Origin of the sequence: Brevundimonas sp. (assembly GCF_041648615.1) — a bacterium.
GTDB lineage: Bacteria > Pseudomonadota > Alphaproteobacteria > Caulobacterales > Caulobacteraceae > Brevundimonas.
Map to the genome: position 1 here is coordinate 1 of NZ_JBAZOS010000052.1, position 12,568 is coordinate 12,568.

Consider the following 12,568-nt stretch of genomic DNA (forward strand, 5'->3'; position numbering starts at 1 on the left):
CGGCGTCGGGGTGGGGCGGGGCGGAGGCGGAGCCTTCTTGACCGGCACGGGGGCAGGCGTGGGAGCCGGCCTCGGCGTGGGCGGAGGGGGCGTCGGTTCGGGCGGCGCGGGCACGGGTTCGGGCGGCGGGGCGACGGGCGCCGTCGCGGCGTCCTCGGTGACCAGTTCCTCGCTCGGGTTGTCGGCGGCGGCGGCCTCGATCACCACGTCCGAGACGATGGAGACCGGCACGGCGTTGACGACCGGACGCAGCTCGGCCTTTGGCGCGATCAGGCCGGCGGCCAGCACGACGGCGATGGCGGCGCCGTGCACGAGGATGGATCCGATCAGGGCCGGGCCGGGCCGTTCCAAGGCTTCAGCCCTCCCCGCCTGATCCGGAAGATTGGGCGGAGGTGTCGGTGATCAGGTTCATCTTGGTGAAGCCGGCGCCCGACAGCCGGGCCATGACGCGGGCCACGGCCTGATACGGCGCGCGGCCGTCGGCGCGGACAAAGACCGGTTTTTCACGCGCGCCCTCGCCGCCTTCCTGTGCGACGGCCAGAATCAGACGGTCCCAGGCGACCTCGCTGTCGGCGACGAAGATGGCGCCGTCCCGGTCGATGGAGACCACCACCGGCTCCTGATTCGTCTCGACGGCGCTGGCCTCGGTCTTGGGCAGTTCGACCTCGACGCCGGTCGTCAGCAGCGGCGCCGAGATCATGAAGATGATCAGCAGCACCAGCATGACGTCGACCAGCGGCGTCACGTTGATCTCGCTCAGCGGCCGCTTGCGCGGCCGTCTGCGGCCCCGGACGTGTCCGCCCCCGCCGCCGCCCGCCAACGCCATGGCTCAAAACTCCCGGCGGTTGTAGTCGCCCGCGGCGGGCGGGGTGACCGGGGGCGCCGAGGGCGCGTTCGAGCCGCCCAGACGGCGCGCCACGGCGGCCTGCAGGTCGTCGGCGAAGCTTTCCAGCCGCCCCGTGAACTTGCCCGCGTCGATCGAGAATTTGTTGTAGGCGATATAGGCCGGGATGGCCGCGGCCAGACCGAGGGCCGTGGCGAACAGGGCCTCGGAGATCGCCGGCGCCACCGTCGCCAGATTGGTGTTGCCCGACGAGGCGATGGCCCCGAAGGCGTTCATGATGCCCCAGACCGTGCCGAACAGGCCGATGAAGGGCGAGGACGTCGCCACCACCGACAGGACGCCCAGGCCGTTCTCGACCCGCTGGCCCTCGCGGGCGATCAGGCTGTCGAGCGCGCGGTCGATGCGCGACATCAGCAGGTTGGCCTGGTTCTCGGTCAGGGGCCCGCGCGTGCGGGCCTCGCGCCAGTCGGCCAGGGCGATGACCAGCATGCGCGGCAGGGGATGGGCCGGATCGGGCCCCGCCTGGGCGGCGATCTCTTCCAGCGACCGTCCCGAGCCGACCGCCTTTTCGAAATCGTCGGCCTGGCGGTTCAGTCCGGAGAACCGCACCGCCTTGTCGATGATCACGGCCCAGGACCACAGCGAGGCGATCGCCAGGCCGATCATGATCGCCTGCACGACGATATCGGCCTCCAGGAACAGGCTCACCGGGTTCAGCATCGAGGCCTGGGTGGCGGTGGTCATCGAATAACGTCCTTCCGTCTGACCGTCCCTGTGCACCGGACGGGCGTGGCGGTTGTGTGGCGGGTTCCCGCGGGTCTAGCGAGGTGTGGCGGCGGCGTCACCCGTCTACACCCGTCAGGCGGCGAAAACGGCTACGCTTCGCGCGCCAGCCAGGGCCCGACCTTTTCGACCAGGGCCCGCGTCGGACGGCGGGGCCGGCCGTCCATGTGGATGCAGACCACCTCGACATCGGCCCGGCACAAGACGTCGTCGCCCCGCGTGACGGTCTGGGAGATCAGCAGCCGGGGGCCCTTCACCGCGTCATACCAGGTGCGCACGAGCAGGGCGTCGTCGATGCGGGCGGGCTTGAGGAAGGACAGACCCATCTTCGTCACCACGAAGGCCATGGGCTGGTCGCCGTCCAGCAGGTCGGTGTGGCCGATGCCCATCAGCCGCAGGCAGTCCGACCGGCCGCGCTCGAAATAGCGGACGTAGTTGGCGTGATAGACCAGGCCGGTGAAGTCGGTGTCCTCGTAATAGACGCGGACCGGCAGGCGGTGCTCGCGGCCCTCGAAGCGGCCGGCTGTGGGCTGGTCGGTCATCAGTAGACCCCGGGCGGGGGCGTCATGAACCCGGGACAAACGTCGGAGAGCATCTCCTTGAACTCTGCCTTCAACGGGTCCGTCTCCAACAGTATCCGGTTCGGGCGGGAGATGAAGGCGGGCCCTCCGGAGCCGCCCCGCGTCCCTGCATACCCGCAAACAGCGCGTCCCTTGCCCACCTCGAGGTAGTGAATTTCGGTGTTGGGTCCCAGATGGTCCCGGAGTTGCCGCAACGCCCGATCGCTGGCGCTGGAGGTTTCCAGAATACTTCCGTTCCGCACGAAGACGAAGAACAGCACAACGCCCAGCAACAGCACCGCGCCGCCCAGCACCGCGATCAGCCGCTCGGTTCGGATCGCCCTGCGCGCCATGCCCTCTCCTTCGCGCGGACCATGCCGGGGTTCGGCGATTGCGGGAAGGGCTTGCCGGGATGAGCGGGCTATTTGCCCCCGAACAGCCCGCCCTGCTCCGGCGTCTTCGGCGGCTCGGTCAGGCCGAGGTGCGCATACGCCCGGGCGCAGGCCATGCGGCCGCGCGGGGTGCGCTGGATGAAGCCCTGCTGCAGCAGATAGGGCTCGATGACGTCCTCGACCGCGTCGCGGGCCTCCGCGATGGCGGCCGCCAGCGTATCCATGCCGACGGGCCCGCCGCCGTAGTTCTCGATCAGGGCCTTGAGGAAGCGGCGGTCGTTGGCGTCGAGGCCGGCCTCGTCCACCTCAAGCCGCGCGAGGGCGCGAGCGGCGGCCAGACGGTCGATCATCGGCGATCCTTCGGCCTCGGCGAAGTCGCGCACCCGGCGCAGCAGCCGTCCGGCCACCCGCGGCGTGCCGCGCGAGCGCGAGGCGATCTCGCGGGCGCCCTCCTCGTCGACGGCCACGCCCATCTTGCGCGCGGCCCCGGTGATGACCCGCACCAGTTCGTCGGGGGTGTAGAATTCGAGCCGCAGCGGAATGCCGAACCGGTCGCGCAGCGGCGTGGCCAGCAGGCCGGCCCGCGTCGTCGCCCCGACCAGGGTGAAGGGCGCCAGATCGATCCGCACGGAACGCGCCGACGGCCCCTCGCCGATGATCAGGTCCAGCACATGGTCTTCCATGGCCGGGTACAGGATTTCCTCGACCGTCGGGGCGAGCCGGTGGATTTCGTCGATGAACAGGACGTCGCGGGGTTCGAGATTGGTCAGGATGGCGGCCAGATCGCCCGCCTTGGCGAGGATGGGGCCCGAGGTGGCGCGGAAGCCGACGCCCAGTTCGCGGGCGACGATCTGGGCCAGGGTGGTCTTGCCCAGTCCGGGCGGGCCGAACAGCAGGACGTGGTCGAGGGATTCGCCGCGACCGCGGGCGGCGTCGATGAAGACCTTGAGATTGCCCTTGGCCTGTTCCTGGCCGACGAACTCGGACAGGGTCTGGGGCCGCAGGGCGCGGTCTTGGACCTCGCCGGGAACGGGGGCGCCGGACACGATGCGGTCGTCGGTCACCGCCCCAGCTCCTGCAGGGCCGCGCGGATGACGGCGGAGAGTTCGGCCGCGTCGCCCAGGCGGATCAGCGCCTGATCCACGGCGCGGCGGGCGTTGACCTCGGCCACGCCCAGACCCAGCAGGGCCGAGACGGCCTCGCCCGTGACGCTGGGAACCGGGGCCGGAGCCTCGGCCTGGACGCCCGACCCGCCGGGGGTGAATGACGCGTCGCCCAGCGACTTGCCCTTCAGCTCGGTGACGATGCGCAGGGCCAATTTCGGGCCGACGCCGTTGGCGCGGGCCACCGCCGCCTTGTCTTCCCGGGCCACGGCCGCCGCCAGATCGCCGGGGGGGAGGACGTCGAGCACCGACAGGGCCGCCTTGGGGCCCACGCCCTGGATGTCGGTCAGGGTCCGGAAGGCGCGGCGCTCGTCCCGGGACAGGAAGCCGTAGAGGCGCGGGCCGCTCTCGGCGTTCCAGGTCGATTCGATCTGCAGGGTCGCCTCGTCGCCGGGGGCCGGGAGCCGCTGCAGGGTGCGCGCGCCGCAGACCACGACATAACCCACGCCGGCGCAGTCGATCAGGCAGTGGTCCGGCTCGACCTCGGCCAGCAGACCTCGCAGTCGGCCGATCACGCGGCGCCCCGCAGCGCGGTGAGCAGGGCCCGCTTGCGCAGCTGGGCGTGGGTGATAGCCACCGCCAGGGCGTCGGCGGCGTCGGCCTTCACGTCGCCGGCGGAGGGCAGCAGCCGTTTGACCATGAAGGCGATCTGGCTCTTGTCGGCATGGCCGGCGCCGACCACGGCCTTCTTGATCAGATTGGGCGAATACTCCGCCACCAGCAGGCCGCAGCGGGCGGGGGCCAGCATGACGGCCGCGCGGGCGTGACCCAGTTTCAGGGTCGAGGACGGGTTCATGTTGACGAAGACCTCCTCGATCGCCGCCTCGTCGCAGCCGTGAGCGGCGCAGACCTCGCCCACAGCATCGAGCAGATGCAGCAGCCGCTCGCTGAACGGCGCGGCCTCGGGCGGGCTGACCACGCCGTGCGCCACCCAGCGCAGACGCGATCCCTCGGCGACCACGACGCCCCATCCGGTGCGGCGAAGGCCGGGGTCCAGTCCCAGGATTCGAGTCGCTTCGTTCGTCATTCGTTCCAGTCATGCCTCAAACGAGGTTGACGAACAATGACCGGCGTCACGCAGCGCCGGACAGTCGCGCTATTCGGTGGTCTTGCCGTCGAAATGCTCTTCCTTCGCCTCGGCCTCGGCCCTGGTGGCCCGGACCACGCCGTCGCGGTGCTCGGGCGGACCGTAGAGGGTGTAGAGCGTCAGCAGGACGTCGCCCGTATTGAACAGGTTATGGCGGGCCCCGGCGGGCACGATGATGGCGTCGGCGTCCTTGATCGGCGTGCGCTTGCCGTCGATCAGAATCTCGCCGGAGCCGCTCTCGATGCGGAAGAACTGGTCACGGTCCTCATGGACCTCCTCGCCGATCTCCTCGCCGGGTTTCAGGGCCATGAGCACCAGCTGCAGATGTTCGCCGGTGTAGAGCACGCGCCGGAAGTCTGTGTTTTCCGTGGTCAGGGTCTCGATGTCGTCGACGAAGCCTTGCATGAGAAATCCTTGAGCGAGGAGACAGGGGTGGGCGGTGAGATCGTCATGGGACCGGCACAGGTCAAGTGAGCCGCCCGGTCCAGAGGCGGCCGTCATGCCACGGCAACGGTTGTGGCCGGCGGCTGTTCCTCCCGTGCCCGATTGAGGATAACGTCGTCGCCGGGACGGGAGAAACAAGATGTCGATTGCGAGCGGGGTCACCTCGACGGATCTGGCCGGTCCCCTGTCAATGAACCGCCCCGGCGGTCGCGCGGCCCTGAGGCGGCTGGTGCGGCGCGAGGCCGTGCCCGAAAGCGGCGACCGCTACTGGCTGGACGAGACCGCCGGTGAGACGATGCGCGACGGTCGCCGCGGCCGCGCCGTCTTCACCGTGATCGTGGTCGCGGCCGCCGTCATCGGCGCCCTGGCCTTCGGGGCCGGCAGGGCCATGGCGCAGACCCCGGACGCCCGCCCCGACCAGGCCGCCTTCCGCGCGCTGTACGAGGAATTGGTCGAGACCAACACCACCCTGTCCGAAGGCAGCTGCACCCTCGCCGCGGAGCGGATGGGCGCGCGCCTTCTGGCCGCCGGCTATCCTGTCGCGGACGTGCGGGTGCTGGCCCCCGCCGACCGGCCGAAAGACGGAAATCTGGCCGTCGTCCTGCACGGCTCGGACCGGTCCGCGGCGCCCCTGTTGCTGCTGGCCCATATCGACGTGGTCGAGGCCAACCGGGCCGACTGGACGCGCGATCCGTTCACTCTCGTCGAGGAGGACGGCTATTTCTACGCGCGGGGCGCGTCCGACGACAAAGCCCAGGCCTCGGTCTGGGTCGATACGCTGGTGCGGCTGAAGACAACCGGCTTCCGACCGCGCCGCGACATCAAACTGGCCCTGACCTGCGGCGAGGAAACCGCCGACACCTGGAACGGCGTCGAATGGCTGCTGCGCGAACACCCCGACACGCTTGAGGCCGGCTTCGCGCTGAACGAGGGGGCGGGCGGCCAGCTGGACGCTGAGGGAAACCGCATCGCCCTGAACGTCCAGGCGGGCGAGAAGCTGTATCAGGACTATACGCTCGAGCTGACCAACCCTGGCGGCCACAGCGCCCGGCCGCGCAAGGACAACGCCATCGCCGCCATGTCGCGCTCGCTGGCGGCGTTGGGCGATTATGACTTCGCACTGGACCTGAACCCCATCACCCGCGCCTATTTCGCGGCCGTGGCGGACACGTCTCCGCAATACGCCGCCGACCTGCGCGCCCTGACGGCGGGCGACACGCCAGACGCCGCGGCGGCGGCGCGTCTGTCGGCCGCCAATCCGATCTGGAACGCGACGATGCGCACGACCTGCATCCCGACGCTGATCAACGGCGGCCATGCGCCCAACGCCCAGCCCCAGCGCGTCACGGCCAACGTCAACTGCCGCATCCTGCCCGGCCATACGATCGAGGAAACCCAGGCCGAGATCGCCCGGGTTCTCAACAATCCGGCCATAACCATCACCCCGCTGGGCGCGCCCGACCCGACCTCGCCCCCTCCGCCGTTGGCGCCGGCCATTATCGATCCGATCCGGCAGATCGCGGGCCGCATATGGCCCGGCGTGCCGGTCGTGCCGACCATGGCGGTGGGAGCCACCGACGGCCGTTTCACCAACAAGGCGGGCGTTCCGACCTACGGCGTCACGGGCATGTTTGGAGACCCCGACGGCGGCGGCGCGCACGGCCTGAACGAACGCATCCGCGTGCGCTCACTCTATGAAGGCCGCGACTTCCTGTTCGACCTGGTCAAGGCTTATGCGATGCAGCGCTGAGGCCGCCACTCACCCATGCTGTTCGACATAGGCCTCGGGGTCCTTGTTGACCGGTTTCACGCCGGTGATGTGCCCGGCCTCAAAGGCGGCGAATTTCACCGCCAGATCGTGACGGGTCTGCAGCGGGGCGTGGCGGCGGAAGTCGGTCAGACCCTGCCGTTCCTCCTCGCCCATATGCTTCGAGTTGACGACGTTGGCCTTGCCGACAGCCGCGATCCAGGCCCCGGTCCCGACGGGGTATTTCTCCACCGCCTTGACCGCGTCGCGCAGTTTGTTGTGGTCCTCGATGGCGTCTTCGGTCTCGGGACCGGCGTCGTCGCCCTCGGCGTCATTGGCCGATTTCCCGACCTTCATCAGCTCCGGATAGAAGAACCGCTCCTCGGCCTCGGCGTGGACGTCGAGGAAGGCGGACAGCCGACCCCAGACCTTGGTCAGGGCGTCCACGTCCTTCGGATCGATCTGCTCGAGGATGGCGAACAGACGCCGTTGCTCGGCGTGGTCGTCGAGGATCAGCTGGGTGATGTCCATGAGGGCGGGTCCGTGGGCAAGCGTTGCGGTTCGCCTGCCCTAACCCGCCCGGCCGTCCGCCGTTCCGGTCAGCCCGCGTACTTCGCCATGTCCTCGTCGGAGATGTCCTCGTTCGAATAGACGTTCTGAACGTCGTCCTCGGCGTCCAGGGCGTCGAGCAGCTTCATCAGCGTGCCGACCGCCTCGCCGGTGACCGGAACCTCGGTTTGCGGGCGCCAGACCAGGGCCGTGGATTTGGCGTCGCCGAGGATTTTCGACAACGCCTCGGCGACCTCGTTGAGGTCCTCAAAGGTGGTCCAGATGGTGTGACCCGGCGCGTCCTCGTAGATGTCGGGCTTGACCAGATCGCTCTCGACGTCCTGGGCGCCGGCCTCGATGGCGGCCTCCATGACGGCGTCCTCGGTCCCGGCCTCGGCCGGATAGGTGATGCGGCCGACCCGATTCCACATGAAGGCGACCGAATTCATCTCGCCCAGCGCGCCGCCGTTCTTCTTGAAGGCGGTGCCGATGTTGGAGTTGGCGCGGTTGCGGTTGTCGGTCAGGGCCTCGACGATGATGCCGACGCCGCCGGGGCCGCGACCCTCGTAGCGGACCTCTTCCATCGTATCGACGTCGCCGCCGGCGGCCTTGTTGATGGCCCGCTGGATCACGTCGCGCGGCAGGCTTTCGGCCTTGGCGTTGTTCACCGCCAGGCGCAGGCGCGGGTTCATGGCGATGTCGGGCATGCCCAGCTTGGCGGCCACGGTGATGTCGCGGGACAGCTTGGAGAACAGCTTGGACCGCTGCGCATCGGCGCGCCCCTTGCGGTGCATGATGTTCTTGTATTTCGAATGGCCGGCCATGAAGCTCTCTTGATTGGGCGCTATCGCTCGCGACGCGGTCGCTCACTACTTGAGCGCGGGCGCGGGATCGAGGCAGGGCATCTAGCCGATGGCGGGCGCGGTGTCACGACGCAGGAACTCCCCGGCCCCGCGCACATTGTTGTTGCGTCCCAACCGGAGCCGTTTCCATGACCGCCGAAGACGTCATCCACGACGCTGACCTGTACGCCGACGGCGACCTCGACGAGGCCGACATCGTGGAGTGGTACGAGACCCGCCCCGTCAGCGTCTCCACGGGGGTGGCCACCGGCTCGATCATCGCCGCCTTCGCCCTCGGAGCCCTGACCGCGGTCGGGGCCCTGGCCCTGATGGGCCGGCTGGACGACTGAAGCAACGAACCCTCCCTCCCCCTTGTGGGGAGGGATGTCGGCGCGAAGCGACGACAGGGTGGGGGCGCTTGGCAGGGCGCCAGCGCCGCCGGTAGCGAGTCGAGCCCTCCCCGCCCGGTCGCTGCGCGACCACCCTCCCCACAAGGGGGAGGGAGAGACCGCGTCACGCCTTCAGGCTCTCCAGGAAGCCGCGCATCTTCTCGTCGACCGGCACGGGCCGCTTCGTCTCGCGGTCGACATAGACGTGGACGAAATGGCCCACGGCCGCGGCCTCGTCCTCGTTGTTGCGGAACAGGCCGATCTCGTAGCGGACCGAGCTGGTGCCGACGTGCGCCACCCGGACCCCCGCCTGGATCTCGTCGGGGAAGGCGGTCGGCGCGAAATAGCGACAGCCCGTCTCGACCACCAGGCCGATGGTCGTGCCGTGATGGATGTCCAGCACGCCATTGACCACCAGCAGCCGGTTCACCGCCGTGTCGAACCACGAATAATAGACGACGTTGTTCACATGGCCGTAGACGTCGTTGTCCATCCAGCGCGTGGAGATGGCCTGGAACCGGCGGTAGTCGCCCCGTTTCGTGCGTTCGATCGTACCCGTCATGAAGTCCCCTCTTGGTGCGCCAGCGCTCGCGACGCGGTCGCTCGCTGCCTGGGCGCGGTTTGCTCCCGGCGCGTCTGCGCGCGCTTGAGGTCAGCCTTGGGCTTGGCGGACGCGGCGTCAAGCGCCTAGCGTGCGCCCATGCAGACCACCGCCGCCGTTCTCCGCACCATGGGCGCTCTTCGTCCCTATGCGGACAGCCGCCCCCTCTCGATCGAAACCGTGACGCTGGACGCGCCCGGGCCCGGGGAGGTGCGGGTGGCCATCAAGGCGGCGGGCCTGTGCCATTCGGACCTCAGCGTCATCAACGGCGACCGGCCCCGCCCCCTGCCCATGGCCCTGGGTCACGAGGCGGCCGGCGTGGTCGAGGCGCTGGGCGACGGCGTCAGCGATCTGGCGGTCGGCGACCATGTGGTCATGGTGTTCATGCCGTCCTGCGGCCACTGCAACCCCTGCGCCGAAGGCCGCCCCGCCCTGTGCGAGCCGGGCGCCGCGGCGAACGGCAAGGGTGAGCTGCTGACCGGCGGCCGCCGCATCCATGACGGCGCCGGGGACCTGAACCACCATCTCGGCTGCTCGGCCTTCGCCGGCCACGCCGTCGTCTCGCGCCGGTCGCTGGTCAAGGTCGACGCCGACCTGCCGTTCGAGCACGCCGCCCTGTTCGGTTGCGCGGTGCTGACCGGGGTCGGCGCCGTGGTGAACACCGCCGGCGTTCGCGCGGGCCAGAGCGCGGTCGTGGTCGGCCTGGGCGGGGTCGGATTGTCGTCAGTCCTGGGGGCGCTGGCGGCCGGGGCGTCGCCGGTCGTGGCGGTCGATCTGTCGGAGGACAAGCTGGCCCTCGCCCGCACCCTGGGCCCTGTCCAGACCGTCAATGCCGGAGACGCCGACGCCGTCGAACAGGTCCGCGCCCTGACCGGCGGCGGCGCGGATTTCGTCTTCGAGATGGCCGGCTCGGTGCGGGCGCTGGACGCCGCCTGGCGGATGACCCGGCGGGGCGGGACGACGGTCACCGCCGGCCTGCCCCCGCCCGAGGCGGCCCTGGCCGTCAACGTCGTCTCGCTGGTCGCCGAGGAGCGGACCCTCAAGGGCAGCTATATCGGGACCTGCGTGCCCAGCCGCGACATCCCCCGCTATGTCGCCCTGTTCCGGCAGGGCCGGCTGCCGGTCGACCGGTTGCTGACCGGCGTCATCCCCCTGTCCGACATCAACGCCGCCTTCGACCGCCTCGCCGACGGTCAGGCGGTGCGGACCGTGGTGCGGTTCTAGATCACCTTGACGCCCACGCCCTTGGCGCCGCCCGGCTTGCTGACCGAGACGTCGAGGGTTTCGGAGCCGAATTTCAACCCGCGCACGCCGCGCACGGCCAGCGCCTTCAGTTCGTCCGCCGGGCGGTCCGAGCGGATATCCATGAACCAGCCGATCTGGCCGAGGTCGGGCCAGACGGCGCGGGCCAGCCAGACGGCCTCGACCATCGGGGCCGGGAACGCATCCATGATCGCCCGCATCAGCATGACCGGCTCGTTCTCCGGCTCGACCTCATGCAGCTCGACGCGGCCCGAGACCGGACGCAGCGGCCGCACCGGCTCATGCTCCAGCACGGCCTTGATCTGATCGGGGTTCAGCAACAGGCCCTTGCCGCCCTCGGGATTCAACAGCACCACGGCGTCCTTGAGGATGTCCAGCAGGGCCCGGCCCTGCATGGCCAGGATGCGGGCGTCCTCGCCGAACATCTTCGTGGCCCGGCTCGGATCGGTGAACAGGGTCACGGTCTCGCGGCCGTCGTTCAGCACCACGCCGCGCAGGATCAGCTGTTCCCCGGCCCGCAGCACCTTGGCGCCGTCGTCGCCGGGCTTGCCGCCCGGGCCTTCGGGTTCGGGCACGGCGTACAGGTCGGCCTCGAGCATCAGCCGCTCGAACAGCCCCATCCGCGACGCATCGGCTAACCCCTCGTAGAGGGCCTCCTCGAGCGGGTTCATCGGATTGTCGGTGAAGACGAGGGGCTGGGCGTCGGTCATGGTCTACTCGGCGTCGAAGGGGCCGACACAAGAGGCGAGCCGGGGCGCGCCGTCAATCGCCTGTCTCCGTCGCCGCAGCGGGCGGCCGGGTTCCGAAGCCCGGCCGCCCGCGTCCACCGGTCGCCTAGCTGAGGACGACGATGGCGACGCGCCGGTTCTGGGCGCGGCCTTCGGGCGTTTCGTTCGGAGCCACCGGCGAGTCCTCACCGTAGGAGATGGTGGCCATCCGGTTCAGGGCGATGCCCTGGCGGCTCAGCGAGCGGCGCACGGCCTCGGCACGGGCCTCGCCCAGCTCCTCGTTGTAGTCGGCGTCGCCGCTCGCGTCGGTATAGCCCTGGATCTCCAGATAGACGTTGCGGTTCTCGCCCTTCAGACGCTGGGCCAGTTCGGCCAGGCGCTGTTCGGCCTCGGGCGAGAGGGCGTGGCGGTCGGTGGGGAATTTCACCGAGTCGTCGGACAGCACGACCTCGTACAGGAACTTGCCTTCGGCCAGTTTGTGGGCCGCGGTGGCCCGCTCCAGCGCCTGTCCGGCCGTGCCTTCGACCTGGGTCACCCGGGTGTCGACCACGGCCAGGTTCTCCCGCACGAATTTGTGGCTGGCGCAGCCGCTGGCGGCGAGGCCGAGGGCGAGAACCACGCCGGTCATGGCCGCCGTCCTGAGTTTCGATCGGGTCAAGTGTCGTCTCCTGATGGGCGGGGCGCGGCTCCCGCATCGATGCGCGGGGATGAAACTGGCGTAACCCGGAGGGCGGAGTGATGACCGGCGCGGGGCCAAAACACGTCACCTTGGCCATTAGCTTGACCGTGAGAACGCGCGTCCCGGGATGCCTTCCCGGCGCCACCTTGTTGACGCGGGCGAGTGGTCTTCAGGTCGGCGCGGGCGCAGCCGGGCCCGCCGGTCGAAAGCTCTCCCGTGCGGCCAAGCCATGAGACGCAAACGGAAAAATCACGCGACGAGACCACGCCCGCGCCGCGTCGCCGTGTCTGGGTGCGGGCCTGGGCGCCCGCCGTGGCGCTGAGCCTGTCGGCGCATCTGGTTCTGTTCACCCTCCTCATTTCCGCGCCTGCGCCGCCCCTCACAATTCTTTCGCCCGAGGCCCCGCCGAGGGCGGTGATCGTCACCCTGACGCGTCCGCCGCCGCCGCCGATCCCGCCGCCGGCCCCGATCGTCGCCGAGCCCCCGCCCGGTCCGGC

16 protein-coding genes and 2 pseudogenes are annotated in these 12,568 nt (G+C 70.0%); 4 read left to right on the forward strand and 14 right to left on the reverse strand.

Annotated elements, in window-relative coordinates:
• The 9 genes and pseudogenes from WC555_RS14285 to WC555_RS14325 all read right to left on the reverse strand — a co-directional run.
• Nucleotides 1-351, reverse strand: a pseudogene (locus WC555_RS14285) (hypothetical protein); the annotation flags it as partial.
• Nucleotides 352-355: 4 nt separating this feature from the next.
• Entirely contained in the window at nucleotides 356-826 is a 471-nt protein-coding gene (locus WC555_RS14290) for an ExbD/TolR family protein (RefSeq protein ID WP_373254616.1), read from the reverse strand.
• Between the two features lie 3 nt (nucleotides 827-829).
• Nucleotides 830-1,588 (reverse strand): protein TolQ, encoded by a 759-nt coding sequence (gene tolQ / locus WC555_RS14295; protein WP_373254619.1) that lies wholly within the window; start codon nucleotides 1,586-1,588, stop codon nucleotides 830-832.
• 131 nt (nucleotides 1,589-1,719) lie between these two features.
• Complete coding sequence (gene ybgC, locus WC555_RS14300) at nucleotides 1,720-2,169, reverse strand: tol-pal system-associated acyl-CoA thioesterase (protein ID WP_373254622.1); 450 nt, start codon at nucleotides 2,167-2,169, stop codon at nucleotides 1,720-1,722.
• Nucleotides 2,169-2,540 carry a hypothetical protein gene (locus WC555_RS14305; protein ID WP_373254625.1) on the reverse strand — a complete coding sequence of 124 codons (372 nt, stop codon included), beginning with the start codon at nucleotides 2,538-2,540 and terminating at the stop codon, nucleotides 2,169-2,171. The genes ybgC and WC555_RS14305 overlap by 1 nt, the downstream gene beginning before the upstream one ends.
• A 68-nt stretch (nucleotides 2,541-2,608) precedes the next feature.
• Entirely contained in the window at nucleotides 2,609-3,643 is a 1,035-nt protein-coding gene (gene ruvB / locus WC555_RS14310; RefSeq protein WP_373254627.1) for a Holliday junction branch migration DNA helicase RuvB, read from the reverse strand.
• Nucleotides 3,640-4,257 (reverse strand): Holliday junction branch migration protein RuvA, encoded by a 618-nt coding sequence (gene ruvA / locus WC555_RS14315; protein ID WP_373254629.1) that lies wholly within the window; start codon nucleotides 4,255-4,257, stop codon nucleotides 3,640-3,642. The genes ruvB and ruvA overlap by 4 nt, the downstream gene beginning before the upstream one ends.
• Complete coding sequence (gene ruvC, locus WC555_RS14320; RefSeq protein ID WP_373254632.1) at nucleotides 4,254-4,769, reverse strand: crossover junction endodeoxyribonuclease RuvC; 516 nt, start codon at nucleotides 4,767-4,769, stop codon at nucleotides 4,254-4,256. The genes ruvA and ruvC overlap by 4 nt, the downstream gene beginning before the upstream one ends.
• 69 nt (nucleotides 4,770-4,838) lie before the next feature.
• Complete coding sequence (locus WC555_RS14325; RefSeq protein ID WP_373254634.1) at nucleotides 4,839-5,234, reverse strand: cupin domain-containing protein; 396 nt, start codon at nucleotides 5,232-5,234, stop codon at nucleotides 4,839-4,841.
• 178 nt (nucleotides 5,235-5,412) lie between these two features.
• Between WC555_RS14325 and WC555_RS14330 the strand changes: the two genes are divergently transcribed.
• The gene (locus WC555_RS14330) at nucleotides 5,413-7,023 is read left to right on the forward strand and encodes a M20/M25/M40 family metallo-hydrolase (protein WP_373254636.1); all 1,611 of its coding nucleotides are present in this window, start codon (nucleotides 5,413-5,415) and stop codon (nucleotides 7,021-7,023) included.
• Nucleotides 7,024-7,032: 9 nt separating this feature from the next.
• On the opposite strand, the gene WC555_RS14335 is transcribed toward WC555_RS14330, so the two are convergent.
• Nucleotides 7,033-7,551, reverse strand: coding sequence for a hemerythrin domain-containing protein (locus tag WC555_RS14335; protein ID WP_373254637.1), 519 nt, complete (start codon nucleotides 7,549-7,551; stop codon nucleotides 7,033-7,035).
• A 68-nt stretch (nucleotides 7,552-7,619) separates the two neighbouring features.
• Nucleotides 7,620-8,393 (reverse strand): YebC/PmpR family DNA-binding transcriptional regulator, encoded by a 774-nt coding sequence (locus WC555_RS14340; RefSeq protein WP_373254639.1) that lies wholly within the window; start codon nucleotides 8,391-8,393, stop codon nucleotides 7,620-7,622.
• 167 nt (nucleotides 8,394-8,560) lie between these two features.
• Here WC555_RS14340 and WC555_RS14345 point away from each other — a divergent pair, with 167 nt between their 5' ends.
• The gene (locus WC555_RS14345; protein WP_373254640.1) at nucleotides 8,561-8,761 is read left to right on the forward strand and encodes a hypothetical protein; all 201 of its coding nucleotides are present in this window, start codon (nucleotides 8,561-8,563) and stop codon (nucleotides 8,759-8,761) included.
• Nucleotides 8,762-8,924: 163 nt separating this feature from the next.
• On the opposite strand, the gene WC555_RS14350 is transcribed toward WC555_RS14345, so the two are convergent.
• On the reverse strand, nucleotides 8,925-9,362 hold the full coding sequence (locus tag WC555_RS14350) for an acyl-CoA thioesterase (RefSeq protein WP_373254641.1): 438 nt from the start codon (nucleotides 9,360-9,362) through the stop codon (nucleotides 8,925-8,927).
• A 138-nt stretch (nucleotides 9,363-9,500) separates the two neighbouring features.
• Here WC555_RS14350 and WC555_RS14355 point away from each other — a divergent pair, with 138 nt between their 5' ends.
• Nucleotides 9,501-10,625, forward strand: coding sequence for a zinc-dependent alcohol dehydrogenase family protein (locus WC555_RS14355; RefSeq protein ID WP_373254642.1), 1,125 nt, complete (start codon nucleotides 9,501-9,503; stop codon nucleotides 10,623-10,625).
• On the opposite strand, the gene WC555_RS14360 is transcribed toward WC555_RS14355, so the two are convergent.
• Both WC555_RS14360 and WC555_RS14365 read right to left on the reverse strand, forming a co-directional pair.
• Nucleotides 10,622-11,374 carry an SseB family protein gene (locus WC555_RS14360; protein ID WP_373254644.1) on the reverse strand — a complete coding sequence of 251 codons (753 nt, stop codon included), beginning with the start codon at nucleotides 11,372-11,374 and terminating at the stop codon, nucleotides 10,622-10,624. The genes WC555_RS14355 and WC555_RS14360 overlap by 4 nt on opposite strands.
• Before the next feature lie 124 nt (nucleotides 11,375-11,498).
• Nucleotides 11,499-12,050 carry an OmpA family protein gene (locus WC555_RS14365; RefSeq protein WP_373254647.1) on the reverse strand — a complete coding sequence of 184 codons (552 nt, stop codon included), beginning with the start codon at nucleotides 12,048-12,050 and terminating at the stop codon, nucleotides 11,499-11,501.
• Nucleotides 12,051-12,287: 237 nt separating this feature from the next.
• On the opposite strand from WC555_RS14365, the pseudogene WC555_RS14370 reads away from it, so the two are divergent.
• Nucleotides 12,288-12,568 (forward strand): annotated as a pseudogene (locus tag WC555_RS14370) (hypothetical protein); the annotation flags it as partial.

What these genes read in the sequence shown, in the direction of transcription:
- WC555_RS14355 (WP_373254642.1), top strand. Translation starts at nt 9,501, where the DNA reads ATGCAGACCACCGCCGCCGTTCTCCGCACCATGGGCGCTCTTCGTCCC.
- WC555_RS14290 (WP_373254616.1), bottom strand. Translation starts at nt 826, where the DNA reads ATGGCGTTGGCGGGCGGCGGCGGGGGCGGACACGTCCGGGGCCGCAGA.
- WC555_RS14340 (WP_373254639.1), bottom strand. Translation starts at nt 8,393, where the DNA reads ATGGCCGGCCATTCGAAATACAAGAACATCATGCACCGCAAGGGGCGC.
- WC555_RS14350 (WP_373254641.1), bottom strand. Translation starts at nt 9,362, where the DNA reads ATGACGGGTACGATCGAACGCACGAAACGGGGCGACTACCGCCGGTTC.
- tolQ (WP_373254619.1), bottom strand. Translation starts at nt 1,588, where the DNA reads ATGACCACCGCCACCCAGGCCTCGATGCTGAACCCGGTGAGCCTGTTC.
- WC555_RS14330 (WP_373254636.1), top strand. Translation starts at nt 5,413, where the DNA reads ATGTCGATTGCGAGCGGGGTCACCTCGACGGATCTGGCCGGTCCCCTG.
- WC555_RS14335 (WP_373254637.1), bottom strand. Translation starts at nt 7,551, where the DNA reads ATGGACATCACCCAGCTGATCCTCGACGACCACGCCGAGCAACGGCGT.
- WC555_RS14325 (WP_373254634.1), bottom strand. Translation starts at nt 5,234, where the DNA reads ATGCAAGGCTTCGTCGACGACATCGAGACCCTGACCACGGAAAACACA.
- WC555_RS14360 (WP_373254644.1), bottom strand. Translation starts at nt 11,374, where the DNA reads ATGACCGACGCCCAGCCCCTCGTCTTCACCGACAATCCGATGAACCCG.
- ybgC (WP_373254622.1), bottom strand. Translation starts at nt 2,169, where the DNA reads ATGACCGACCAGCCCACAGCCGGCCGCTTCGAGGGCCGCGAGCACCGC.
- WC555_RS14305 (WP_373254625.1), bottom strand. Translation starts at nt 2,540, where the DNA reads ATGGCGCGCAGGGCGATCCGAACCGAGCGGCTGATCGCGGTGCTGGGC.
- WC555_RS14345 (WP_373254640.1), top strand. Translation starts at nt 8,561, where the DNA reads ATGACCGCCGAAGACGTCATCCACGACGCTGACCTGTACGCCGACGGC.
- ruvC (WP_373254632.1), bottom strand. Translation starts at nt 4,769, where the DNA reads ATGACGAACGAAGCGACTCGAATCCTGGGACTGGACCCCGGCCTTCGC.